Annotated in this window: 21 protein-coding genes and 1 riboswitch; of the genes, 7 read left to right on the forward strand and 14 right to left on the reverse strand. The window is 68.9% G+C overall.

The genetic code is table 11. The features are described from left to right. The first annotated feature begins 8 nt into the window (after window positions 1–8). Window positions 9–1,301 (forward strand): HAMP domain-containing sensor histidine kinase, encoded by a 1,293-nt coding sequence (locus O9255_RS14165; RefSeq protein WP_297867518.1) that lies wholly within the window; start codon window positions 9–11, stop codon window positions 1,299–1,301. Between the two features lie 42 nt (window positions 1,302–1,343). On the opposite strand, the gene O9255_RS14170 is transcribed toward O9255_RS14165, so the two are convergent. The 3 genes from O9255_RS14170 to metF all read right to left on the reverse strand — a co-directional run bounded on the left by O9255_RS14170 (window position 1,344) and on the right by metF (window position 3,755). After that, entirely contained in the window at window positions 1,344–2,261 is a 918-nt protein-coding gene (locus O9255_RS14170; protein ID WP_297867519.1) for a branched-chain amino acid transaminase, read from the reverse strand. A 96-nt stretch (window positions 2,262–2,357) separates the two neighbouring features. Further along, window positions 2,358–2,921: a hypothetical protein gene (locus tag O9255_RS14175; RefSeq protein WP_297867520.1), complete on the reverse strand. Its 564-nt coding sequence runs from the start codon at window positions 2,919–2,921 to the stop codon at window positions 2,358–2,360. 12 nt (window positions 2,922–2,933) lie between these two features. After that, complete coding sequence (gene metF / locus O9255_RS14180) at window positions 2,934–3,755, reverse strand: methylenetetrahydrofolate reductase [NAD(P)H] (protein ID WP_297867521.1); 822 nt, start codon at window positions 3,753–3,755, stop codon at window positions 2,934–2,936. A gap of 149 nt (window positions 3,756–3,904) precedes the next feature. Between metF and O9255_RS14185 the strand changes: the two genes are divergently transcribed. Continuing rightward, window positions 3,905–5,035 carry a GGDEF domain-containing protein gene (locus O9255_RS14185; protein WP_297867522.1) on the forward strand — a complete coding sequence of 377 codons (1,131 nt, stop codon included), beginning with the start codon at window positions 3,905–3,907 and terminating at the stop codon, window positions 5,033–5,035. 45 nt (window positions 5,036–5,080) lie between these two features. Here O9255_RS14185 and O9255_RS14190 read toward each other — a convergent pair whose 3' ends face one another. Together O9255_RS14190 and ahcY are read right to left on the reverse strand one after the other, a co-directional pair. After that, on the reverse strand, window positions 5,081–5,764 hold the full coding sequence (locus O9255_RS14190; RefSeq protein WP_297867523.1) for a suppressor of fused domain protein: 684 nt from the start codon (window positions 5,762–5,764) through the stop codon (window positions 5,081–5,083). Window positions 5,765–5,873: 109 nt separating this feature from the next. Beyond that, a complete protein-coding gene (gene ahcY, locus O9255_RS14195; protein ID WP_297867524.1) occupies window positions 5,874–7,298 on the reverse strand; it encodes an adenosylhomocysteinase in 1,425 nt (474 codons plus the stop codon). Window positions 7,299–7,344: 46 nt separating this feature from the next. Further along, a riboswitch (S-adenosyl-L-homocysteine riboswitch) is annotated at window positions 7,345–7,442 on the reverse strand. Between the two features lie 81 nt (window positions 7,443–7,523). Between ahcY and O9255_RS14200 the strand changes: the two genes are divergently transcribed. Continuing rightward, window positions 7,524–8,738 carry an Hsp70 family protein gene (locus O9255_RS14200; protein WP_297867525.1) on the forward strand — a complete coding sequence of 405 codons (1,215 nt, stop codon included), beginning with the start codon at window positions 7,524–7,526 and terminating at the stop codon, window positions 8,736–8,738. Between the two features lie 64 nt (window positions 8,739–8,802). Here O9255_RS14200 and metK read toward each other — a convergent pair whose 3' ends face one another. Beyond that, on the reverse strand, window positions 8,803–10,044 hold the full coding sequence (gene metK, locus O9255_RS14205) for a methionine adenosyltransferase (protein ID WP_297867526.1): 1,242 nt from the start codon (window positions 10,042–10,044) through the stop codon (window positions 8,803–8,805). Between the two features lie 232 nt (window positions 10,045–10,276). Here metK and O9255_RS14210 point away from each other — a divergent pair, with 232 nt between their 5' ends. The 3 genes from O9255_RS14210 to O9255_RS14220 all read left to right on the forward strand — a co-directional run bounded on the left by O9255_RS14210 (window position 10,277) and on the right by O9255_RS14220 (window position 14,021). Beyond that, window positions 10,277–12,019 (forward strand): lysophospholipid acyltransferase family protein, encoded by a 1,743-nt coding sequence (locus O9255_RS14210; RefSeq protein WP_297867527.1) that lies wholly within the window; start codon window positions 10,277–10,279, stop codon window positions 12,017–12,019. Then, window positions 12,016–12,849 carry a UDP-2,3-diacylglucosamine diphosphatase gene (locus tag O9255_RS14215; RefSeq protein WP_297867528.1) on the forward strand — a complete coding sequence of 278 codons (834 nt, stop codon included), beginning with the start codon at window positions 12,016–12,018 and terminating at the stop codon, window positions 12,847–12,849. Before O9255_RS14210 ends, O9255_RS14215 begins: the two co-directional genes overlap by 4 nt. Window positions 12,850–12,929: 80 nt before the next feature. After that, a complete protein-coding gene (locus O9255_RS14220) occupies window positions 12,930–14,021 on the forward strand; it encodes a metal-dependent hydrolase (protein ID WP_297867529.1) in 1,092 nt (363 codons plus the stop codon). Here the strand turns inward: O9255_RS14220 and dusB are convergent. Next, window positions 13,967–14,965 (reverse strand): tRNA dihydrouridine synthase DusB, encoded by a 999-nt coding sequence (gene dusB / locus O9255_RS14225; protein ID WP_297867530.1) that lies wholly within the window; start codon window positions 14,963–14,965, stop codon window positions 13,967–13,969. The two genes, O9255_RS14220 and dusB, sit on opposite strands and share 55 nt — an antisense overlap. Window positions 14,966–15,079: 114 nt before the next feature. Here dusB and O9255_RS14230 point away from each other — a divergent pair, with 114 nt between their 5' ends. Beyond that, window positions 15,080–16,084: a 2-hydroxyacid dehydrogenase gene (locus tag O9255_RS14230; protein WP_297867531.1), complete on the forward strand. Its 1,005-nt coding sequence runs from the start codon at window positions 15,080–15,082 to the stop codon at window positions 16,082–16,084. Between the two features lie 23 nt (window positions 16,085–16,107). Here the strand turns inward: O9255_RS14230 and motB are convergent, their stop codons facing one another. The 7 genes from motB to O9255_RS14265 form a co-directional block, all read right to left on the reverse strand. Then, window positions 16,108–17,079: a flagellar motor protein MotB gene (gene motB, locus O9255_RS14235; RefSeq protein ID WP_297867532.1), complete on the reverse strand. Its 972-nt coding sequence runs from the start codon at window positions 17,077–17,079 to the stop codon at window positions 16,108–16,110. Between the two features lie 24 nt (window positions 17,080–17,103). Further along, window positions 17,104–17,967 carry a flagellar motor stator protein MotA gene (gene motA / locus O9255_RS14240; protein WP_297867533.1) on the reverse strand — a complete coding sequence of 288 codons (864 nt, stop codon included), beginning with the start codon at window positions 17,965–17,967 and terminating at the stop codon, window positions 17,104–17,106. 56 nt (window positions 17,968–18,023) lie between these two features. Next, complete coding sequence (locus tag O9255_RS14245; RefSeq protein ID WP_297867534.1) at window positions 18,024–18,995, reverse strand: ribokinase; 972 nt, start codon at window positions 18,993–18,995, stop codon at window positions 18,024–18,026. A gap of 8 nt (window positions 18,996–19,003) precedes the next feature. Continuing rightward, on the reverse strand, window positions 19,004–20,350 hold the full coding sequence (locus O9255_RS14250; protein ID WP_297867535.1) for a nucleoside transporter C-terminal domain-containing protein: 1,347 nt from the start codon (window positions 20,348–20,350) through the stop codon (window positions 19,004–19,006). A gap of 86 nt (window positions 20,351–20,436) precedes the next feature. Further along, a complete protein-coding gene (locus tag O9255_RS14255; RefSeq protein WP_297867536.1) occupies window positions 20,437–21,489 on the reverse strand; it encodes a hypothetical protein in 1,053 nt (350 codons plus the stop codon). A gap of 85 nt (window positions 21,490–21,574) precedes the next feature. After that, on the reverse strand, window positions 21,575–22,144 hold the full coding sequence (locus tag O9255_RS14260) for a TMEM165/GDT1 family protein (protein WP_297867537.1): 570 nt from the start codon (window positions 22,142–22,144) through the stop codon (window positions 21,575–21,577). Window positions 22,145–22,353: 209 nt separating this feature from the next. After that, the gene (locus O9255_RS14265; RefSeq protein ID WP_297867538.1) at window positions 22,354–22,962 is read right to left on the reverse strand and encodes a hypothetical protein; all 609 of its coding nucleotides are present in this window, start codon (window positions 22,960–22,962) and stop codon (window positions 22,354–22,356) included. Window positions 22,963–23,201: the final 239 nt, after the last annotated feature.

The raw sequence follows: 23,201 nt of genomic DNA on the forward strand, positions 1-23,201 counted from the left end.
CCTTGGCGATGCGCTACCGGCGCCGTCTGCGAAGCCGGCTGATCGTTTCCTTCGGCCTGCTCGGCTTCGCCCTGACGGCCACCTTCGCGCTCGCCACCCTGTACCTGCGCGAGCGCCTCGAGAACCAGCTGATCGGCGATTTCCTCACGCAGGAAGTCGCCGCCTTCGTGCAGTTCAAGCGCGACTACCCGCAGCCCGACGCGCAGTACCAGCTCTCGGACAACAAGATCGAGATCTACTACCGGCGCCCCGATGGCCCGAACACGCCACCCACCTGGCGCAACCTGCCGGATGGCGTGCACGACCTCGTCGAGCCGACCGCGCGCGGCGGCACGCGCCACTACAAGCTGGCCGTTCAGCGCGACGGCGAGTTCGTTGCCTTCATGCGCTACAGCTACCAGCAGGAGGCGCTGAGCCAGCGTCAGCTGGCCTATGCGCTGGTGGGCGCGGTGCTGGTGTTCTCCTTCCTGTCGCTGGTGCTCGGCCTGTGGTCGTCGCGCCGCGTGATGAAGCCGGTCTCGGAACTGGCGCGACGCATCGGCGACCTGCGCGACAGCCGCGATCGCAAGCGCCTCGCCGAGCGCTTCGCCGATGACGAAGTCGGCCAGCTCGCTGCGGCCTTCGACGATTACGCCGACCGCCTGAGCCAATCCAACCGCCGCGATCGCGAGTTCAACGCCGATGTCAGCCACGAGCTGCGCACGCCGCTCGCGGTGATCCGTGGCGCGGCGGAGCTGCTGCTCGCCAAGCCCGAGCTCGACGAGAAGACCCGCACGCGCTTGCAGCGCATCGATCGCGCGGCGCAGCAGTGCACCGACCTCACCGTCGCCCTGCTCATGCTGTCGCGCAACGAGCGCGGCCGCGGCCACACCGACATGCGCAAGCTCGCGGGACAGCTCGCCGAAGCCAATCGGGCGCAGCTCACCGGCAAGCCGGTCGAGATCCGGGTGGAAGGATTGGAAGACGTTTACGTCGATGCACCGGAAGCCGTGCTGGCGGTGGCGCTGGGCAACCTCGTCGGCAATGCCTGCAAGTACACCCAGCAGGGCGAGGTGCGGATCGAGGTGTCGGCGGAGCAGGTGCGGGTGTTCGACACCGGCCCGGGACTCTCCGCGGAAGATGCCGCGCGCCTGTTCGAACGCGGCTACCGCGGCAGCAGTGCGGGGGGCACCAGTGGTGGCGGCATCGGCCTGTCCATCGTCAGCCGCCTGTGCGACCTGTACGGCTGGGACGTGGGCGTCGCGCCGCGGCCCGAAGGCGGTGCAGTGGCGACCCTGGTCTACGGCCAGAGCGAAGGCTGAGTCCAGCGCGCCCGCGAGGGGCGCGCTGCGTTGTCACGGGGATCAGACGTACTCGAGCCAGCCGCGGGTGTCCTTCGTGCGGCCATCGAACAGGCCGAAGAACAGGTCCTGGATGCGGCGCGTCACCGGGCCGGGCTTGCCGGCGCCGACCTGGCGGCCATCGACGCTGCGGATCGGCGTCACTTCGGCGGCCGTGCCGCACATGAAGAGCTCGTCGCAGAGGTAGAGGTACTCGCGCGGGATGTCGCGTTCGACCACCTTCATGCCGGCGTCCTGCGCCAGCGTGATCAGCGTGTTGCGCGTGATGCCGTTGAGCAGCGCCGCCGACACCGGCGTGGTGTGCAGCTCGCCGTTCATCACCAGGAAGAGGTTCTCGCCGGCGCCTTCGCTGAGCAGGCCGGTGCTGGCCAGGGCGATGCCTTCGCCGAAGCCGAGGCGGCGGGCTTCGCGCGCGATCAGCTGGCCCGACAGGTAGTTGCCGCCGGCCTTGGCGCCGGCCGGGATGGTGTTCGGGGCGAAGCGCTGCCACGAGGACACGCAGGCGTCGATGCCCGCTTCGAGCACGTCGGCACCGAGATACGGGCCCATGTGCCATGCAGCGATCGCCATGTCGGTGGGCGTGTCGGCCGACAGGCCGAAGCCGCCGAGGCCGCGGTAGGCGATCGGGCGCAGATAGGCCTTCTCGAGGCCGTTCGCCTTGATGACGTCGCGGCAGGCTTGGGCCAGCGTCGGCACGTCGTAGGGCATCGGCATGTCGTAGATCTTCGCCGAGGCGTACAGGCGCTGCAGGTGCTCGGTGAGGCGGAAGATCGCCTGGCCGTTCGGCGTGGCGTAGCTGCGGATGCCTTCGAACACCGACGAGCCGTAGTGCAGGCCGTGCGCCATCACGTGGACGGTGGCTTCGGCCCAGGGCTTGATGGCGCCGTTCTGCCAGATGAAGGGCGGGTACTGCTGGCTCATCGCGGAGACCTCGGGAAACGGGAAAGTGGAGAGGGAACGAGTCGCATCGGGGCGAATCGGACCCACATTGTAGCGGGGGTGGCTCCGAGGCCCGGCTCAGTCGGCGAACCACCAGCAGCCCGCGGCGCGCACCAGCCGGAATTCCGCGGTTTCGCCGGTGCCAAGGCCGTCGGGCGAATGCACGATGCGCAGCCGGTCGGGCGGTGCTTCCGCCGCTTCCGCCGCGAGTTCGGCGTCGTCGCTGCCTTGGGCGCTGTGGGCGGTGCTGGCCTCGATGAAGCGCGAGGCCGCAATGGCTTCGAGGCGCGGCATCACCACGTTCGCGGCGGCGTCGGAGCGGCCTCGCCAGTCGTAGAGCGCGGCGAGCCGGTTGCCGTCGGCCGCGGCGAGCGCCTCTTCGACGGCGATGACCAGGGCCGCCGGGGTGCGCGCGCAGTCACGTGCCACCGGCGCATCGGCGGGCAGGGTGTCGGGGTTGGGCGGAGCCGTGCGCGCCGGGCGGGCGTCGAGCGCCTCGCAGGCGCGATCGGTGTAGACGGCGTTGCCCTCGGCGTCGACGCAGCGGTTCAACGCGCCGGGATCGGCCTGCGCCCGCGTGGGGTCGGGCCCGAGGGCGAGCAGCAGGAGGCTGGCGAGGAGCGGGGCGCGCGCGGCGGGCATGGCCCGTGAACGCTAGCGCAGGCGCTCCAGCACGGCCAGCGTCGGCTTTGCGAGGTTCAGCGTGTAGAAGTGCAGCTCGGGTGCGCCGCCGGCCAGCAGGCGACGGCAGAGCTCGGCCACCACGTCCGCGGCGTAGCTGCGCAGGCCTTCGACGTCGTCGCCGAAGGCGGCGAGGCGCTTGCCGAACCAGCGCGGGATCTCTGCGCCGCAGCCTTCGGAGAAGCGCTTGAGCTGCGTGTAGTTCGAGATCGGCATGATGCCGGGCAGGATCGGCTGGGTGACCCCGGCTGAGCGCGCAGCGTCGACGAAGCGGAAATAGGCGTCGGCGTTGTAGAAGTACTGGGTGATCGCGCTGTCGGCGCCGGCGGCCATCTTGCTGGCGAAGTGCTTGAGGTCGGCGAGCGCGTCGTCGGCCTGCGGGTGCACTTCCGGGTAGGCGCCCACTTCGATGTGGAAGGCCTCGCCGAATTCGGCGCGGATCAGGCGCACGAGATCTTCGGCATAGCGCAACTCGCCGAGCGACCCCATGCCCGAGGGCAGGTCGCCGCGCAGCGCGACGAGACGCGTGCAGCCCATGGCCTGGTAGCGCCGCAGCAGCTCGATGATCTCAGCGCGCGTGCCGCCGACGCAGGACAGGTGCGGGGCGGCGTCGAGGCCGTGGTGCTCGCGCAGGTGGCGGATCGTCTCGGGCGTGTAGCTCAGCGTCGAGCCGCCCGCGCCGAAGGTCACGGACACGAAACGCGGCGAGAACGCCTTGAGCTTCTCGACCGTTCGGTCGAGCTGAAGGCGCTGTTCGTCGGTCTTGGGCGGGAAGAATTCGAAGGAAACGGCCATCGGGAGGGCGGTCCTGGGCGGTGTTCGGGGTCGACACGAAGTGTATCGCTTTGTCGCGATGAAAGGATGTCTGGAAATTCCTGTGTCGGCCCGCGATGGATGCGCGTCCTCTCGGGGACGGGGGGCCGCAAAGGCCGGATAATCCGCCGATGAATCCCCCCCGCATGACCACGATCACCGCACTCCGGCGGGCGGCGACGCTTGCCTCGGCGCGACAGCGCGTGGCCGACCTGCGCGAGCGCTCCCTCCTCGGGGGCGTGTTCTACGTGTTCTCGTGGACGCTGATCGTCCTGTACAGCGAAGCGCTGACCCTGCGGCTGCCCTGGGTGCTGGCGGGCGGTCTCGCCCTCGGCCTGCTGGGCGCGCTGCGCTTCCTGCCGAGTCCGACGCTCCCCGATACCGAGGCCGCCGACCGCGTGCAGCATCGCCTGTGGGCGCTCCTGCTGAGCATGGCCGGCCTCTGGGGCGCCTTGTGCTGCTGGGCGTGGATCGACCCGGCCTTCGCGGCGTCACGGATGATCACGGCGCTCGGCGTGGTGTCCCTCGCGACCGCCTATTCCCAGCTCTATGCGGTGCGTCGGGCACAGGCCTTCACCGGCGTCGCGCTGATGATGCTGCCGACGATGGCGGCGATCGCCCTTGAGGGCGGATACAACGGCCTGCTGCTGATGATGTCGGTGAACCTGCTCTTCCTGGTCGCGGTGATCATCCGTTCGAACCGCGAGTACGAGGCCAAGCTCGACCTCGAGATCGAGCTGCGCACCGAGCGCGATCGCTACGTGCGGTTGAGCCGCGTCGATGCACTGAGCGGCCTCGCCAACCGCGGCCATTTCCAGACCGTGTTCGATGCCGCCACCGCCAGCCGCGAGGCCGGCGTAGTGCTGCTGGTGCTCGACGTCGACCGCTTCAAGCAGGTGAACGACCGTTTCGGCCACGTGGCCGGCGATCGCGTGATCATCGGCGTCGCCGAGGCGTTGCGGGGCGCCGTCGAAGCCGTCCGCGGCGTGCCGGCCCGTTTGGGCGGCGAGGAGTTCGGCGCGGTCCTGCGCGACATCGACGCCGCGCAGGCGCTCGCCGTGGCGGAAGACCTTCGCCGTCGCATCAACGCCCTGCGCTTCTCGCTGCCCGACGGCAGCGATTTCAACGTGACCGCCAGCATCGGCATCGGCGCCCTCGACCCGAAGAAGCATCGCGACGGCGATGCCCTGTACCGCGAAGTGGATTCGGCGCTTTACAAAGCGAAGGCGGCGGGGCGGAATCGCGTTGTGGCGATCAGCTGAGCAGCCGCTGGTACTGGATTGGCGAAGAAGTGCGGCCGCTCGGCATCAGCTCGAAGGCTGACCAGAGGCGACGCGATCGAAAAGCCAAGTGTCGGTGCCGGGCCCCAGCGCCTTCCCAAAGCGGATCGCCGCATCGTCCTGCGCGCGAAGTCTCGTGAGTTCCTCGCCGGTGACGGGCAGGACATGCAGGAGGGACGCCCGTTCCGCTGCAGCGAAGCTCAACCCGTCGATCGACTGGAGATGCAAGGGCGGCAGAAACAGCACACCGTTGAAGCCTGGCGGCAGCATGCCGTCGGCCAGGGCCAGTGTGTGGAACACGCCGAGGTGGGTGCCGGCCCGGAACGGAAACAACGCAAGGTCGGCCAGCAAGCGAGCTGTCTGCTCCTCAGGTCGGAGCGAGAACGTCACCAGCTCCGTCCGTATCGGGCCTTGCTCGGTGTCCTGCGGGAAGTCGGACATGCCGCTGGTGATCCAAACCCAATACGGCCGGGCTTCGGTCGGCGGGAAGCGATGCACGTCGATGGCTGGCATGCCGGACGTGGCTCGCAGCGAGACATCCGCTGGGCCAAGCGCAGCCTCGTAGCAGGCCAGTCTGCGCTGGTCGTAGTCGCCTCCTTCGTCGGTTTCCGGATGCCGTGGCGGCATCGTCCGGACGAACGGGGGCTGCGTCTTGTTCGGCACCAGGCCAGACTGTTGGAAGAGTTCGCGGTTCCAGTCGGACTCATTCATGGCGTCAGGAGGCTTCCGGAAGACGGTGGATGGGGCGGGACGTGACGACGGCGCCCGAAGGCGCCGTCGCGTGCATCGAAGGCAAGCCCCGGCGAACCGGGGCGCGCGATCAGTAGCGGTAGTGCTCGGGCTTGTACGGGCCTTCGACGTCGACGCCGAGGTACGCGGCCTGCTCGGCGGTCAGCGTGGTCAGCTTCACGCCGATCTTCTCGAGGTGCAGGCGGGCCACTTCCTCGTCCAGCTTCTTCGGCAGGATGTAGACCTTCTTCTCGTAAGTGTCCTTGTTGGCCCACAGGTCGATCTGCGCGAGGGTCTGGTTCGAGAACGAGTTCGACATGACGAAGCTCGGGTGGCCGGTGGCGCAGCCGAGGTTCACCAGGCGGCCTTCGGCCAGCATGAAGATCGCGTTGCCCTTGGCGAAGGTGTACTTGTCGACCTGCGGCTTGATGTTCAGGCGGACGGCACCCGAGCTGTTCAGGCGGTCGATCTGGATCTCGTTGTCGAAGTGGCCGATGTTGCAGACGATGGCCTGGTCCTTCATCTGCTGCATGTGCTCGAGCGTGATGACGTCCTTGTTGCCCGTCGTCGTCACGTAGATGTCGCCGCGGCCGAGGGTGTTCTCGACCGTGTTGACCTCGAAGCCTTCCATCGCGGCCTGCAGGGCGTTGATCGGATCGATCTCGGTGACCACCACGCGGCAGCCGTAGGCGCGCAGCGAGTGGGCCGAGCCCTTGCCGACGTCGCCGTAGCCGCAGACGACCGCGACCTTGCCGGCCAGCATCACGTCCATCGCACGCTTCAGGCCATCGGCCAGCGACTCGCGGCAGCCGTAGAGGTTGTCGAACTTCGACTTGGTGACCGAGTCGTTGACGTTGATGGCCGGGACCAGCAGCTTGCCGGCCTCGAGCATCTGATACAGGCGGTGCACGCCGGTGGTGGTCTCTTCCGAGACGCCCTTCCAGTCCTTGACCACCGTGGTCCAGAAGCCCGGACGCTCCTTGGCGACGCGCTTCAGCAGGTCCTTGATCACCTGCTCCTCGTGCGAGCCCGAGGGCGAGTTGACCCACGTGGTGTCGCCCTTCTCGAGCTCGTAACCCTTGTGGATCAGCAGGGTGACGTCGCCGCCGTCATCGACGACCAGCTCCGGGCCCTTGCCGCCCGGGAAGGTGATGGCGTCCAGCGTGCAGTCCCAGTACTCCTCGAGCGTCTCGCCCTTCCACGCGAAGACGGGCGTGCCCGACTTGGCGATGGCGGCGGCGGCATGGTCCTGGGTCGAGAAGATGTTGCACGAGGCCCAGCGCACGTCGGCGCCAAGGTCCTTCAGCGTCTCGATCAGCACGGCGGTCTGGATCGTCATGTGCAACGAGCCGGTCACGCGCACGCCCTTCAGCGGCTTGGCCGAGGCGTACTTGTGGCGGATCGACATCAGGCCGGGCATTTCCTGCTCGGCGATGTCGATTTCCTTGCGGCCCCAATCGGCCAGCGAAATGTCGGCGACCTTGTAGTCGACGGGGAGGTTCACGACAGCGTTCATTGGGTTCTCCGGGATTTGCGTCCGCGCGGTGCGCGGTGCGGTGGTGGCAAATCGGGCGCGGTTTTCGTTAGGCCTGTTCCGGTCGGGAACATCCGCCAAGCCTGAGCCGGGCCTTGCGCCTGGCATGCAGCGCCCCTTGGCGGGAGCGGGCGCAGTTTACCGCCACTCGGCGACGGTCGCATGAAGCCCGGCCTGCCAGCCCTTGAGGCCCGCTACACTTCCCGGATGCGGATCGGCATTGATTTTGGCACCAGCTATTCCGCTGCGGCGGCATGCATTGAAGGCAAGCTCCGGCCTGTGCGCTTCGGCGATGCGCAGCAGTTCCGCACGGCCGTGTACTTCCCCGAGCACATGCCCGATGGCGACAGCGTGCGGCGACACCGCGACGGCTCGGTGGCCACGGCAAGCCAAGTGGCCGAGGCGCTGTTTGGCGACGAGGCGATTGAGGCCTATCTGCTGGAAGGCGACGGCCACTTGGTCGAATCGCCGAAGTCCATGCTGGGCTACCAGTTGCATCCGAGGGCCAAGGACACCATCGCGGCGATTTGCGCGCGCATTCTCGGGCATATCCGCGAGCAAGCGAGCGCACAGTTCGGCACCGAGGTGCGCGAAGCAGTGTTGGGCCGGCCGGTGCACTTCCGCAGCTCCATGGGCGAGGCCGGCGAAGTGCAGGCCTTGGCCTTGCTGCGGGAGGCTGCGGCGGTGGCCGGTTTCGAGGCCGTGGCGTTTCTGGAAGAACCCGTGGCGGCCGCGCTCCAGCACCATGCGGCGAGCGCGAAGCGACACACGGCCCTGGTTTTCGATATCGGCGGTGGCACGACGGATATCGCCTGGGGCGAGTTGGGCGGCGCCGAAGCGCCAAGGATTCTGGGCAGCTGGGGCGTGGGCTTGGGCGGCACCGATTTCGATCTGGCCCTGAGCTTGGATCGCGCCATGCCGCTGTTCGGTCGCGGCTTGAGCCGCGTGCCCAACCATCATTTCGTCGAAGCCGCGATGGTGCAGGACCTTCCGCGCCAGCGCAGTTTTCGCAAACACGATTACGACGAAGCGCCCGAGCCCTTCCGCTCGCGATTGATGGCCCTGCAGGCCGAGGGTGCACCCACGCGCCTGCATCGCGACATCGAGGGCTTGAAGGTGCGGCTGAGTGACGCCGGTGCGGCAGCCTTCGCTCTGGATTGGATCGAGACCGGTCTCGGTGTGGAGGCCACTCGAGAGCAGTTGGCCGAAGCCGCCGAAGCGCCGCTGCGTCGCATGCGCGCGCTGTTGGAACAGATCCGCGACGAGCGCGGCGCACCCGATGCCGTCGTGCTGACTGGCGGCATGTCGCGCTCGCCCTTGCTGCGCGCGTTGGCGAGCGAGGTGTTTGCCGGTGTGCCGCAGGTGGCGGGTGAAGCGTCGTTGGGGGTCGTTTCGGGCTTGGCGCGGGCGGCGGCCGAATAGCAGACGGCCCGCTTGCGCGGGCCGTCGGGTCTTGCGGGGCAGGGCGGCGTTCGCCGCGCCGGCCTTACTTCTTCTTCGACTTCGCCTTGCCGGCCTTGTTGAGGCCCGCCGCGTCCTTCAGCGCTTCCGCGCGGTCGGTCTTCTCCCACGAGAAGGCGGTGGCGGTCTTCTTCTTGCCGTCGGCGCCCGTGTAGGTCACTTCCTTCGGCTTGCGGCCGAAGTGGCCGTAGCTGGCGGTGGCCTGGTAGATCGGGTGCTCGAGGTCCAGCATCTTGGTGATGCCGTACGGGCGCAGGTCGAAGTTGGCGCGGATCAGCTTCTCGATGACGGCGTCATCGACCACGCCGGTGCCGAACGTCGTCACCGAGATCGAGGTCGGCTCGGCCACGCCGATGGCGTACGAGACCTGCACTTCGCACTTGCGGGCGAGGCCGGCGGCGACGATGTTCTTGGCGACGTAGCGCGCCGCGTAGGCGGCCGAACGGTCGACCTTCGACGGGTCCTTGCCCGAGAACGCACCACCGCCGTGCCTCGCCATGCCACCGTAGGAATCAACAATAATCTTGCGGCCAGTCAGGCCGCAGTCGCCCACCGGGCCGCCGATGACGAACTTGCCGGTCGGGTTGATGTGCATCTTCGACTTCGGCAGCTTCGCGAGCCACTCCTTCGGCAGCACCGGCTTGAAGATGTGCTCGATGACGCCTTCGATGATGTCCTTCTGCTTCACGCCCTCGTCGTGCTGCGTCGACAGCACCACGGCGTCGAGGCCGAGGATGGTGTTGCCGTCGTAGCGCAGGGTGACCTGCGACTTCGCGTCCGGACGCAGCCACTTCAGCTTGCCGCTCTTGCGGACCTTGGCCTGCTGCTCGACCAGGCGGTGCGAGTAGTAGATCGGCGCCGGCATGAACTCCGGGGCTTCGTCGCAGGCGTAGCCGAACATCAGGCCCTGGTCGCCCGCGCCCTGTTCTTCCGGCTTCTTGCGGTCGACGCCCTGGTTGATGTCCGGCGACTGCTTGCCGAGCATGTTGATGATCGCGCAGGTGTGGCCGTCGAAGCCGACTTCGGAATTGTTGTAGCCGATGCCATTGATGACGTTGCGCGCGAGCGCCTCGATGTCGACCCACGCGGAGGTGGTGACTTCACCGGCGACGATGGCCGCACCGGTCTTCACCATCGTTTCGCAGGCGACGCGGGCGCGCGGGTCCTGCGCGATGATCGCGTCGAGCACGGCATCGGAGATCTGGTCGGCGATCTTGTCCGGATGGCCTTCCGACACCGACTCCGAGGTGAAGAGGTAGCTGCTCATTTCGTCTTATATCCCTTGATTCGGATGGAAAGATGGGCGGCGGATGATACACCCCCGCGCCCCGGGGTGCATCTTGGTCCCGGACGCGTTGCCGATGGTTAAGCGGGTGCGACGCGTCGGCCTCGGTGCGCCGTGGTTCGCCGGGATCGAGTCACGCGGATGAAACCGCAAGGAAACGAGGACGTCGCGAAGGGTCGCCAGCATTGCGCAAACCACCGCGGAGCCCCCCAGGGTGATCCAGCTCGAACAGCGCCTCGTTGAACGTTACCCCCACTGGTTCGAGGGGCCCAAGGCGGTCCTTGCGCAGGGCCTTGCGCGCTCGATCGCGCAGTTCGGCAAGCTCGACGACATCAACGCTTGGCTGGCGGCGAATGGCCACCGCACCGGCTTCGATTTCGTCGAAGGCGTCCTCGACCACTTCGGCACGCGCTACACGGTCGACCAGGTCGAGCGCGGTCGCATCCCGCAGACGGGCCGGCTGATCATCGTCGCCAACCACCCGCTGGGGGCACTGGATTCGCTGGCGCTGCTGCATCTGGTCGGCACGGTCCGCCGCGACGTGCGCATCCTCGCCAACGATTTCCTGATGGAATTCGAAGGCCTCCGCGAGCTGCTCCTGCCGCTGCGCATCCTCGGGGGCAAGCCGAGCGCGGAGAGCCTGAAAGCCGTTACGGCCGCGCTCGAGGCGGAGCAGGCGGTCATCGTCTTCCCGGCCGGCGAGGTGGCGCGCTTCGGTTGGCGCGGCGTGCAGGATGGCCGCTGGCGCGCCGGCTTCGTGAAGTTCGCGCGCGAGAGCGGCGCGCCGGTGCTGCCGGTGCGCATCAAGGCGAAGAACTCCGCGCTGTTCTACGGCCTTTCCAGCCTGTACAAGCCGGTCGGCACGGCCTTGCTGCCGCGCGAGATCTTCAAGGCGCGCGGCCTGCGCATCGACCTGCGCATCGGCCTGCCGCGGCACATCGATGCGGAGGCCATCGAAGGCGGAAGCCTCGACACCGCCAAGGCGCTGGCGTCGATGCGGCAAGCCCTCCAGGCCATCGGCACCCGCAAGGAGACGGCGCCGCCCGGTCCGATGCCGCTGGCGCACGCGGTCGATCGCGGTGCGCTGCGGGCCGAGATCCTCGCCATGCGCGAGCTCGGCCGCACTCCGGACGGCAAGCAGATCCGCGTCGGTCGCCTGCGCGCCGACAGCCTGCTGCTGCGCGAGCTGGGCCGCCTGCGCGAGCAAAGCTTCCGTGCGGTGGGCGAGGGCACGGGCCGAGCCATCGATGTCGATGCCTACGACACCTGGTACGAGCACATCGTGCTGTGGGACGCCGACGCACTGCAGATCGCCGGCGCCTACCGCGTCTGCCGCGGTGCGGACATGCTTGCCACGCGCGGGCTGAAGGGCCTGTACACCGCCAGCCTGTTCGACTTCGGGCCGGAGGCGCAGGCGCATGTCGCCCAAGGCATGGAGCTCGGCCGCAGCTTCGTGGCGCCGGCCTACTGGGGCTCGCGCAGCCTCGACTACCTGTGGATCGGCATCGGCGCCTACCTGCGCGCGCACCCGGACGTGCGCTATCTGTTCGGCCCGGTGTCGATCAGCGCCGAGCTGCCGATCGCGGCGCGCGAGCAGCTGGTGGCCTACTACGGCCAGCATTACGGCGCACCGGGCGTGCTGGCCCCGGTCGAGGCCGCGCCGCCCGCGCGTGCTCGGCGGCCCTTCCAGTTCCTCGCCGACGCCCCTTGCTACCGCGGGCTGGACGCCGAACAGAGCTTCCGGGTGCTGCGCGCCAACCTCGACGCCCTCGGGGCCAAGGTGCCGGTGCTCTACAAGCAGTACACGGAGCTGTGCGAGCCGGGCGGCGCGCGCTTCCTCGCCTTCGGGGTCGATCCGGACTTCGCCAACTGCGTGGACGGCCTGATCGAGGTCGACCTGCAGCGCATCAAGCCAAAGAAGTTCCAGCGCTACATCGCCGGGGAGATCACCGCATGACCCGCCGCCGCGCCGCGTTCGTCTCCGACGTGCACCTCGGTTCGAAGCACTGCCACGCCGAAGAGCTGGCGGCCTTCCTGGGCACGCTGGACGTCGAGCGCCTCTACCTCGTCGGCGACATCGTCGACCTGTGGTGGATGTCGGCCAAACGCGCGGCCTGGGGCCACGGGCAGAACCACGTGGTCGAAGCCCTGCATCGGCTGCGCGCCGCAGGCACCGAGCTCATCTACGTGCCCGGCAACCACGACCGGCCGATCCGTCGCTTCTGTGGCTTGATGTTGCCGCGCATGAGCGTGCGTCGCCGCGTGATCCACACCACGGCCGACGGCCGCCGCCTGCTGGTGGTGCATGGCGACGACTACGACAGCGCCACGCAGTTCGGCGGGTTCCAGGAGGAACTCGGCGACTGGCTGTACGAGCGCATCCTCACCGGCAACCGCATCGCCAACGCGCTGCGTCGCTGCTTGGGGCTGCGCTACTGGTCGCTGGCGGATTTCCTGAAGCGCCAGAGCGGCGCGGCCGAGCGCTACATCGCGCGGTTCATCGAGGCAGGGCTCGATGACGTGCGTCGCCGCGGCCTCGACGGCATCGTTTGTGGCCACATCCATCGCCCGGCGCTGTTCGAGCGCGATGGCCTCGTCTACGCCAACGACGGCGACTGGGTGGAGAGCCTCACGGCGCTGGTGGAAGACCGCGACGGCACGCTGCGCCTGCTCGACCACCGTGGCGAAACGCTGAAGCGCCTCGGGCCCAAGGTCTGCTGGATCGACGAGCGCCGCGAGGTGCCTGCCCGCGCGGCTGCGCCCGAGCCGCTCCACGAAGCCGCCTGAACCGGTCGAGGAACGCCGCTGGCTGAACCAAACGTGGCAGCGCTCACCCCGCGCCCACGGATCGTGCCTACGCTTGTCGCATGGATTCCTTGAGCCAACTCGTCCTCGGCGCCGCCGTCGCCGCGGCCTGCGTGCCCGCCCGCCATCGCCGCAAGGCGCTCCTCGTCGGTGCGGCCCTCGGCACGCTGCCCGACCTCGACGTGCTGATCGACTACGGCGATGCGGTCAGCAACATGACCTTCCACCGCGGCTTCAGCCACTCGCTGTTCGTGCTGCCGATCGTTGCGCTGCTGCTGTGGGCCGTGTTGCGCCGGTTCTGGCCTCCCGTGCGCGAAGCGCCCCGGTCTTGGGGCTGGGCGATCCTCTTGCCGCTGGTCACGCACCCCTTGCTCGATGCCCTCACCGTTTACGGGACGCAGCTGTTCTGGCCGCTCACGACGCCGCCGGTGATGGGCGGCAGCCTGTTCATCATCGACCCGCTCTATACCGTGCCGTTGCTGGTGGCCGTCCTCGTCGCCGCCATCGCCGGTGAAGCGCGTCGCGGCGGGACGGCCGTGGCGCTCGGTCTGGCGCTGAGCACGGGCTACGCGGCTTGGAGCCTCGTGGCCCAGCAGCGCGTCGATGCGATCGCCGCCGAGAGCCTGCGCGGCACGCCGCATGCGGACGCACCGCGCCTGGTCGTCGCGATGCCGTTCACCACGCTGGCGTGGCGCATCGTGGTGCTCACCCCGGAGGGCTACCTCGAAGGCGAGCGCTCGCTGGTGGCCGATCGCGGGCCGATCGATTTCATCGCCCATCGCTTCGATCGACGCCTGTTGGAGGAGGCGGGCGACCTGTGGGCCGTGCAGCGCCTGCTCTGGTTCTCGCAAGGCTTCCAGCGTGCCGACGTCGTCGATGGCGAACTGCGCCTCGGCGACCTGCGCATGGGCCAGCACCCCACGTTTTTCTTCACCCATGCAGTGGGGCGTCGCGAGGCCGGAGCGTGGGTGCCAGCGGACAACCGCCAGATCGAACAGCCGCGGGTTCGCGAGGGCCAATTGGTCGGCCTTTGGCGCCGTGTATGGCTCGGCGAGCCCATCCCCGGCACGCCCTTCGCTGAGCGCGTCGCGGCGGCGGCTCAGGCCGCGGAGGCGAAGTCCGGCGCGACGCCGGCGACCAGCGCGTCGAAGTAGTCGCGCGTCAGGGCGATCTGCCGCTCGCCGGTCTCGGCGGCATTCACCACCGTGCGGAAGGCGGCCTGCTCGGGATGGTCCTTCGCGTACCAGCCGAGGTGCTTGCGGGCGATGCGCACGCCCTGCGGCGCGCCGTAGAACGCGTGCAGGTGCTCGAGGTGGCCGATCAGCACGTCGCGCACCTCGGCCAGCGTCACCGGCGGTAGCTCGGTGCCGGTGGCGAGGTAATGCGTGATCTCGCGGAAGATCCACGGACGGCCCTGCGCCGCGCGGCCCACCATCACCGCATCGGCGCCAGTGGCCTCGAGCACCGCTTTCGCCTTGCGCGGGGAGGTGACGTCGCCGTTGGCGATCACCGGGATGCGAACGGCGGACTTCACCGCCGCGATGGTGGCGTATTCGGCCTCGCCCTCGTAGAAGTCGTTGCGCGTGCGGCCGTGGATGGTCAGCGCGGCGATGCCACTTTGTTCCGCGATGCGCGCGATGGTGAGCGCATTGCGCGTCTCGCGGCACCAGCCGGTGCGGATCTTCAGCGTCACCGGCACGTCCACCGCGCCGACCACCGCCTCGAGGATTCGCGCCACCAGCGCCTCGTCGCGAAGCAGGGCCGAGCCCGCTGCGACGTTGCAGACCTTCTTCGCCGGGCAGCCCATGTTGATGTCGATGAGTTCGGCGCCATGCGCGGCGTTGTAGCGCGCGGCCTCGGCGAGCTGGCTGGGCTCGGTGCCGGCGATCTGCACCGAGACGGGTTCCGGTTCGCCGACGTGGTCCATGCGTCGCAGCGACTTCGGCGTGTTCCAGAAGCGCGGGTCGCTGGTGGTCATTTCCGAGACGCACAGGCCCGCGCCCAGACGCTTGCACAGCATCCGGAACGGCTTGTCGGTGACGCCGGCCATGGGGGCCAGCACCACCGGCGGGTCGATGCGGTAGGGGCCGATCTGCATGGGCGCATTCTCGCAGGCCGGCTCGTTCGGCGCAGGAACCTGGGCTGACCGTGGTCAAACGCCGGGGGGCGGTCCCGCGTCAGGATGGGGCATCGACGGAAAGGGAACCGACCCATGCGCATCGCCGTGTACTCGCACCGTGCTTACGAGGCCGATACGTTGGACCGCGCCCTGCGCGAAGCGGGGATCGACGCACTGGCGCTCGAATCCCGGCTGGACGTGCGCACTGCCGCGCTCGCGGCCGGGACGGAGGCCGTCTGTGCTTTCGTGAACGACGACCTTTCCGCGCCCGTGCTCGAGGCCCTCGCGGCAGGCGGCGTGCGCGGAATCGCCCTGCGCTGCGCCGGCTTCAACAACGTTGACCTCTACGCCGCGCGCCGGCTGGGGCTGCGGGTGCTGCGCGTACCCGCGTATTCCCCCGCCGCGGTGGCCGAGCACGCGCTCGCGCTGATGCTCACCCTGAACCGCAAGACGCATCGGGCCTACCAGAGGGTGCGCGAGGGCAATCTGGCCCTCGACGGGCTGGTGGGCTTCGATCTCGAGCACAAGACCGTCGCGGTCGTGGGCGCGGGCCGGATCGGCACGGCGCTCGTGCGGATCCTCGCGGGGCTCGGCTGCCGGGTGTTGGCCGTCGACCCGCAGCCCGATCCGGCCCTGCGGGCTCGCGTCGAGGCGCTGGGCGGCGTGTTCGTGCCGCTCGACGAGGCCCTGCCCCAGGCCGACATCGTCAGCTTGCATTGCCCGCTGACGGCGGCCACCAAGCACCTCGTCGATGCCCGCCGGCTCGCGGCGATGAAGCCCGGGGCCATGCTCATCAACACCAGCCGGGGCGGCCTCGTCGACACCAAGGCGCTGATCGCCGCGTTGAAGCGACGCCATCTCGGCGCGGTGGGGCTGGATGTCTACGAGGAGGAGGCCGGCCTGTTCGACCGTGACCTCTCGGAGCGCGGCATCGACGACGACGTGTTCGCGCGCCTGCTCACGTTCCCGAATGTCGTGGTCACCGCCCACCAGGGGTTCCTGACCCGCGAGGCGCTAACGCAGATTGCCGCGACCACCGTGATGAACCTGCAGGCCATCGAGCGCGGCGAGCCGGCCGCGGGGCGCGAGCTGGGCTGAAGCGTCCTCCGACCCGGCGCGGCTCAGCCGGCCGGCGGGGTTTCGGCGGCGGCTTCGGCTGGCGCTTCCCCGGCCTCGGCGTCGGCATCCGCCGGATCGTCGTTGCGGCCCAGCGCCGCGTCTTCCGTCGCTTTGTTCATCACGATGATGCTGATGCGGCGGTTGATCGGGTTGGTGGGGTTCTCTTTGTCGAACAGCACGGAGTCGGAGACGCCGACCACGCGGGCCATCTTCTCCATCGACACGCCACCGCTCACGAGCGCGCGGCGCGCGGCGTTGGCGCGGTCGGCGGAGAGCTCCCAGTTCGTGTAGCCGGTGTCCCCGCCGCCGAAGGGCGTGGTGTCGGTGTGGCCGGTGATGCTCAGGCGGTTCGGCACCCCCTGCAGGTAGGGCGCCAGCTCGTTGAGGATGTTGATGGTGTAGCTCTGCAGGCGGAAGCTGCCCGAATCGAACATCGGCCGGTTCTGCTGGTCGACGATCTGGATGCGCAGGCCTTCCGGCGTGATGTCGAGAAGCAGCTGCTCCTTGAAGGCCGCCAGCGACGCGCTCTGGTCGATGGCTTCCTCGAGCTGTTTCTTCAGGTCTTCGAGCCGCGCCTTCTCGATTTCCTTGGCCTGGGCTTCGATCTCCTCGTCGGTCATCGGCGCCGCGCCGCCTTCGGCGGGGTCCTCCGTCTCGCCGTCGCCCGGGTCGCCGTCCGGCGGCTTCATTGCGTCGAAGACCTGCACTGGCGCATCACCGGCGCCGCCCGGGCCCATCGACCCGGGCACCGTGGCGACCGACAGGCCCTCCAGCACCGAAGGATTCTTGAAGTACTCGGCCATGCCGCCGAGCTGCTCCTGCGGCAGCGTCGCCGAGAGCCACATCACCATGAAGAAGGCCATCATCGCGGTGACGAAGTCGGCGTAGGCCACCTTCCACGCGCCGCCATGGTGGCCGCCCGCGTTGATCTTCTTCTTGACGATGATGATCGGCTGTTCTTCTTTGCCGGCCATGGTCGTGCCTCCGCCGGAGCGCGCTTACTTCGCGCCCTTGAGTTCGGTTTCGAGGTCCGCGAAGCTCGGGCGGATGTCGGAGAACAGCTGCTTGCGCGCGAATTCGATCGCCACCGGCGGCGGGTAGCCACGCACCGACGCGAGCAGGGCGATCTTCACCAGTTCGAAGGGCTTGCTGTCTTCTTCCGCACGCGTGCCCATCGCCGACGCGACGGGGCCCACGAAGCCGTAACCCAGCAGGATGCCGAGGAAGGTGCCCACCAGCGCCGAGGCCACCTTCTGGCCGATCACCTCGGGCGGCGCATTGCCGACGTACTCCATCACTTTCACGATACCAAGCACGGCGGCGACGATGCCGAAGGCCGGGAGACCGTCGGCCACCGTCTGGATCGAATGCGAGGGGGCGTGCGCTTCCTTGTGATGGGCGTCGAGTTCGGCTTCGAGCACGGCTTCGAGCTCGTGCGGGTTCATGTTGCCGCCGATCATCAGGCGCAGGCAGTCGGTGATGAAGTCGAGCAGGTGGTGGTCGGCCAGCACCTTCGGGTACTTCTGGAAGATCGCGCTCGCCTCGGGGTTTTCCACGTGAGACTCGACCGCCATCAGGCCTTCCTTGCGGATCTTCATCAGCAGCTCATAGAGCAGCTTCAGCAGCTCGATGTAGTCGGCCTTGCCGAACTTCGGCCCCTTGAGCAGGCCGAGCGCGCCGCTGATGCTGGCCTTCATGTTCTTCATCGTGTTGCCGGCGACGAAAGCCCCGAGCGCACCGCCGCCGATGATCGTTGTTTCGACCACAGCCGCCTTGACGATGACCATGATGTTGCCGCCGGCAAACACGAAGCCGCCGAACACGCAGACGAGGATGATCACGTAACCGATCAGGACGAACACGGGTTCCCTCCAGGGTCGTAAGCCTCAGCGAACGGCCATGCTAGCCGAAGGCCGCTTCAGGACGCGAACCGGGTTTCCAGTTCCGCCCGGGTGGGCATGGCCGCCGCCGCGCCGGGGCGCTCGGTGGAGAGCCCGGCGAAGCGGATGGCGAAGGGCAGGAGGGTGGCCGGGTCGGCGTCCGGACAGGCCGCCCAGGCGGCCGCGAGCGCGCCGTTGAAGGCATCGCCGGCCCCGGTGGTGTCGATGGCCCGCACGACGGCGGCAGGCACGCGGGCGATCGTCACAGGTGCGTCATCCCCGGGCCGCGCACCGGGGGCGAGGACGGCGCCGGCATCGCCAAGGGTGATCACCACCGTGCGGACGGGCAGTCGGGCGCAGAGGGCGGCGAGCTCCGCATCCGTGCGATCGCGCAGGGTCTTCGCCTCGACGTGCCCGGCGCCAAAGCGCGCGAGCAGCTCGGCCATTTCTGTCTCGTTGGGCGTGAGCAGGTCGACATCGGCCAACGCCGCCGCGTCGAGATCGGCATGCATCGGTGCCGGATTGAGGATCGTGCGGGCACCGGCGGCCCGGCCCAGCCGCATCGCTGCGCGCACCGCCTCGAGCGGCGATTCAAGGGGCGCCAGCACCACGGCGGCGTTGCTGAAGGCCTCGGCCTGCGCGTCGACATGCGCGACGGTCAGGCGCGCGTTCGCGCCCAGCGCCACGACGATGCTGTTGCAGCCCTGCGCATCGACGAGGATGCCGGCCGTGCCGGTGGCGATGCCGGCAATGGTCTCGAAGCGCGCGTCGATGCCTTCGGCCCGCGCCAGCGCGCGGGCGCCTTCGGCCAGCGTGTCATCGCCGAGCGCGCCGATGAAGGTGGTGGCGGCCCCGGCGCGGGCCGCGGCGACCGCCTGGTTGAAGCCCTTGCCGCCCGGGCCCGAGCGGAAGGCGAGGCCGGCGCGGGTCTCGCCCGGCGCCGGCAGCGCATCGACCTCCCACACGAGGTCCTGGTTGTAGCTGCCGACGACGAGGACGCGGCCGGCCATGTCCGGCCTCAGTGCCAGTTGAGCATCACGCCGGCGATGGTCGCCGTCATCAGCGTGGCGATCGAGCCGCCGAGCACGGCGCGCAGGCCGAAGCGGGCGAGGTCGGCCCGACGCTCCGGGGCCAGCGAGCCGATGCCGCCGATCTGGATGGCGATCGAGGCGAAGTTGGCGAAGCCGCACAGCGCGTAGGTGAGGATGATGCGGCTTTCCTCGCTGATGGCGCCGACGCCGGCACCGACCGGCAGCTGCGAGAGCTGCAGGTAGGCGATGAATTCGTTGAGGACGATCTTCTGGCCGATCAGGCCACCGGCGATGGCGGCGTCGTCCCACGGAATGCCGATCACCCAGGCGATCGGGGCGAGGACGGTGCCGAGGATCGTGCCGAGGTTCACCTGCACGCAGCCGTTGCCGCCCACGGCAGCGAAGGCGGCGTCGCTGACGCAGCGCGGGTCGTTGCCGCTGTTGAGCCAGGCGGTGAGGCCGACGGCGTTCGAGGCGCCGCCGATCATCGCGTTGATCAGGGCGATCAGGGCGACGAAGGCCAGCAGCATCGCGGCGATGTTGATGGCCAGCTTCACGCCGTCGGCAGCACCCGCCGCGGCGGCGTCGATCACATTGGCCGAGGTCTTCTCCACTTCCACCTTGACGCTGCCGCGGGTGAGCGGCTCCTGCGTCTCCGGGATCAGGATCTTCGCCACCAGGAAGGTGGCCGGCGCGGCCATGATCGAGGCGGCGAGGAAGTGCTTGGCGTACATCGCCTGCAGCTCCGGGTCGGTGCCGCCCAGCATCGCCACGTAGGTCGCCATCACGCCGCCGGCGATATGCGCCATGCCGCCGATCATCATCGTGAGCAGCTCGGAGTCGGTCATGCGGCCGATGTAGGGGCGCACCGTGAGCGGGGCTTCGGTCTGGCCGATGAAGACGCTGGCGCAGACCGAGGTGGTCTCCGCGCCCGAGAGCTTCATCACCTTTGTGATGGCCCAGGCCATGCCCTTCACCACGAGCTGCAGGATGCCGAGGTGGTAGAGGATGGCGGTGATGGCGGCGAAGAAGATCACCGTCGGCAGCACCTGGAACACGAAGATGAAGCCGAATTTGTCCGCCGTCGCGAGGTCGCCGAAGATCATCTTCGCGCCCTCGGTGGTGTAGCCCGAGAGCTTCACGAAGGCGTGCGCTGCGGTGCCGAAGATCGCTTCGCCGAAGGGCGTCAGCAGCACGAAGGCCGCGAACAGCACCTGGATGACCATGCCGGTACCGACGAGCCGCCAGTCGACCTGTTTCTTGTGGCTGGAGAACAGCCAGGCGAGGCCGACGAGGACGAACAGGCCGAAGAGGCCGAACAGGATCTGTGACATCGGGATGACCGGAAAGGGAACCGCGGCAGGGTAGGGGGTCGGGGCGGGGCGGGCAATGGGCGGTGCAGCAGCCCTGGCCTAGATGCCTAGTTCCGGCAGGGCGGCGCGGTGTTGCGAGCGTCCGGCAACAAGACGAGCCACGGGGTCTCGGTGCCTTGGTTGAGGAGCCGCCGATCCATCGCACGTCCGGCCATGGTCGCCCTGAGAGCCGCGTGCCGGGCGGTGGCCTTCTGCCGCTGACGCCCGTCCAAGCCGCGCAAGGGGTCGGAGGACGACGGTCCCGGTCTGAAATCATTGAGCACTAGGCGCATTGCCGCCGCTTCGACCGGATCGTCGCGGATCAGTCCGTTTAGGGGCGTAGCGTCGTCGCTGTAGGCCAGAAAGAGAAGGAACGCCGCCTCGGGCCGCCCATTGTCGAGCAACTGGTTCAAGAGCGACGGGGCCTCACGTTGCCAAGCAGCGAACCCCGGATGCCCCATGAAATCGAAGCGTCGTGGTTCCTCGGCCTCGAATCCCTCGATGATGCCGAGAGACTGGCCCAAGACGTACCGGAGGACGGATTCCGGGTGCCCGGCGAGAGCCGAGCTTCGAAGCCAGTCGGTGCTGTCCGACTGGAGGCTGGCCGGTAGCTTTGAACACGCGCCTTGGCGCTCGATGAGTTGGATCTGGAGGGTGGCCAGGCGATCCGCTCGTTGTTCCAGAAGCCCGCTCAATTCGGGCGTTCCAGCGTTGGGAGCGCGAGCGAGCGCTTGTTGTTCGTCCCTGCGCAACTGCTCCAGCATCGCTTCGCCGTGACGGCCCACCTGCTCGCAAGCCAGCCGCTCCAAAGCGACTCGGCAAGCGGCTGCCATGTCGCCGGCCTTGGCGAGTGGAGTCAGTTCGGCGATCACGTTTGCGGGATCGGCGCCAAGCGGAAAGTAGGTCGCCCCTCGGGCCTCGCCACGCGCCGATTGCTGGTCGGCGGCATCGTCGACGGATTCGCTCGAGGTCACGTCCACCGGCATTGGCGTGGTTTGTGACTGCGCCGGAGGTGCGTGCGGTGGCGCTTCTTCAGATGCAACGCCCGACCACATCACGACGGCGCTCACGAGGAGCGCGACCAGCAAGGCGAGCGAAATCCAAAGGCGAGCGCGGTTCATCGTTCCGTCGATGGGAGGACCCCTCCGAACGCTAAGCGACCACTGCGCGGCGCGCTAGGGTCAAGCGCGAAGTCGGGCGCCGGCCTCAGCCGCCCAGTCCCTTCACCGCCACCCACACCGCCAGCACCGCGAACAGCGCCGCCGCCGCGTAGCGCGCGGCCGTCAGCGGCAGGCGATCCGAGTAGCGATGGCCGAGCAGCACCACCGGGCCGTTGGCCAGCAGCATGCCGAGGCTGGTGCCGGCCACGACCTGCCAGAGCGGGTGGTACTTGGCGGCCAGCACGACGGTGGCGATCTGCGTCTTGTCGCCGATCTCGACGATGAAGAAAGCGACCGTGGTGGCGAGGAAGGCGCCGAAGCGCGAGGGCTTCGGCGCTTCGTCGTCGTCCATCTTGTCGGGGATCAGCGTCCACGCGGCCACGGCGGCGAAGCAGGCGACCACGCCCCACTTCAACACCTCGGGCGAGACCATCGAGGCCACCCAGGCCCCGGCCCAGCCGGCCAGCGCGTGGTTGGCGAGCGTGGCGACGGCGATGCCGGCGACGATCGCCCAAGGCTGGCGGTAGCGCGCCGCAAGGATCAGCGCGAGCAGCATGGTCTTGTCGCCGATCTCGGCGATCGCGACGGCGGCAGTGGAAACGAGAAGGGCGTCCATCGGGGCTCCATTCGACCGGGCAACAGGGTGGAAGACAACGAAGACCGTGCAGGCGGCCCGGTCACAGGCGCCCGCAGGGTCTCCGGTCTTGCCCGCTGCCGCACGGCGTGGCCGTGGTGGAGGTCGCGCGCCATGGCCGGTGCAGGCCAAGCATGTTGACGCGCGGTGCCGATGGATTGGCAGGGCTACTCCCCGAAGGGTGGCGAATGCTAACGCCCGTCTACCGGGCTGTCGACCGCGGGTGGCGCCGCCGGCCGAGGCGTGCAGGGGGCGGGCTTGGTTTCGCCGTCGAAAATGTCCGATTGCAGCATCCTGACCCCGGCACCGAGGTAGAAGGTCGCCTTGCCCACGGCGCGGCCTTCGTAGTGCCTCGCGTACAGCGCTTCCGCCTGCTGGCGCGCGCGGGCTGTGATCTCGGCGGGGACCTTGGCGAGCTGCCGCTCCGCGGTCTCGGGCCTCCCCATCAGTCGGGCGTTGAGGAGCAGGTAAGCCGTGGCGCGTTCGAGGTCGGTGTCATAAAGCCCGCTGAGCCAGGTCTGGCCGCTGTAGGCGCCGGCGAGCAGGCCCGGCGCTTCCGGATGGCCCGCGTCGAGCATGCGCGCGATCACCATCGGGGCCTCGCGACGCCACTGCTCGAACTCCGGCCGCCCCATGCCGCCAGGGATGGAGAGGAACCAGCCTTCTCCGGCGGCGTAGACGGCTTGCGCGTCCGGCTGGCCGGCGAGGGCCGCCGCGCGCAGCAGGGCGAGGGATGCGAACGCGCGCTCTGGCGACAGCCCGTCGCAGTGCCGCGCGGCCGCGTTCGCGCGCTGGTTCACGGCGTTCAGTGCCGCTTCGGATCGCGGGTCCTCCGGCCCGGAAGGGCGTCCGAAGGACGACGGGGCGTCCTCGAAGTCCAGCAAGGTTTGCAACTCCCCCTGAACCGCCCCGGCTTTCTCGGAGGCTCCGAACCTTGAGAGGATTGGAGCATGAACAGATTGGCGAGGTACGCACCCGAGGTGCGTGAGCGTTCGGTTCGGATGGTGCTGGAGCACCAGTCCGAGTATTCGTCGCAGTG

The sequence above is a fragment of the Silanimonas sp. genome, assembly GCF_027530345.1.
In the GTDB taxonomy this organism is placed as follows: domain Bacteria; phylum Pseudomonadota; class Gammaproteobacteria; order Xanthomonadales; family Xanthomonadaceae; genus Silanimonas.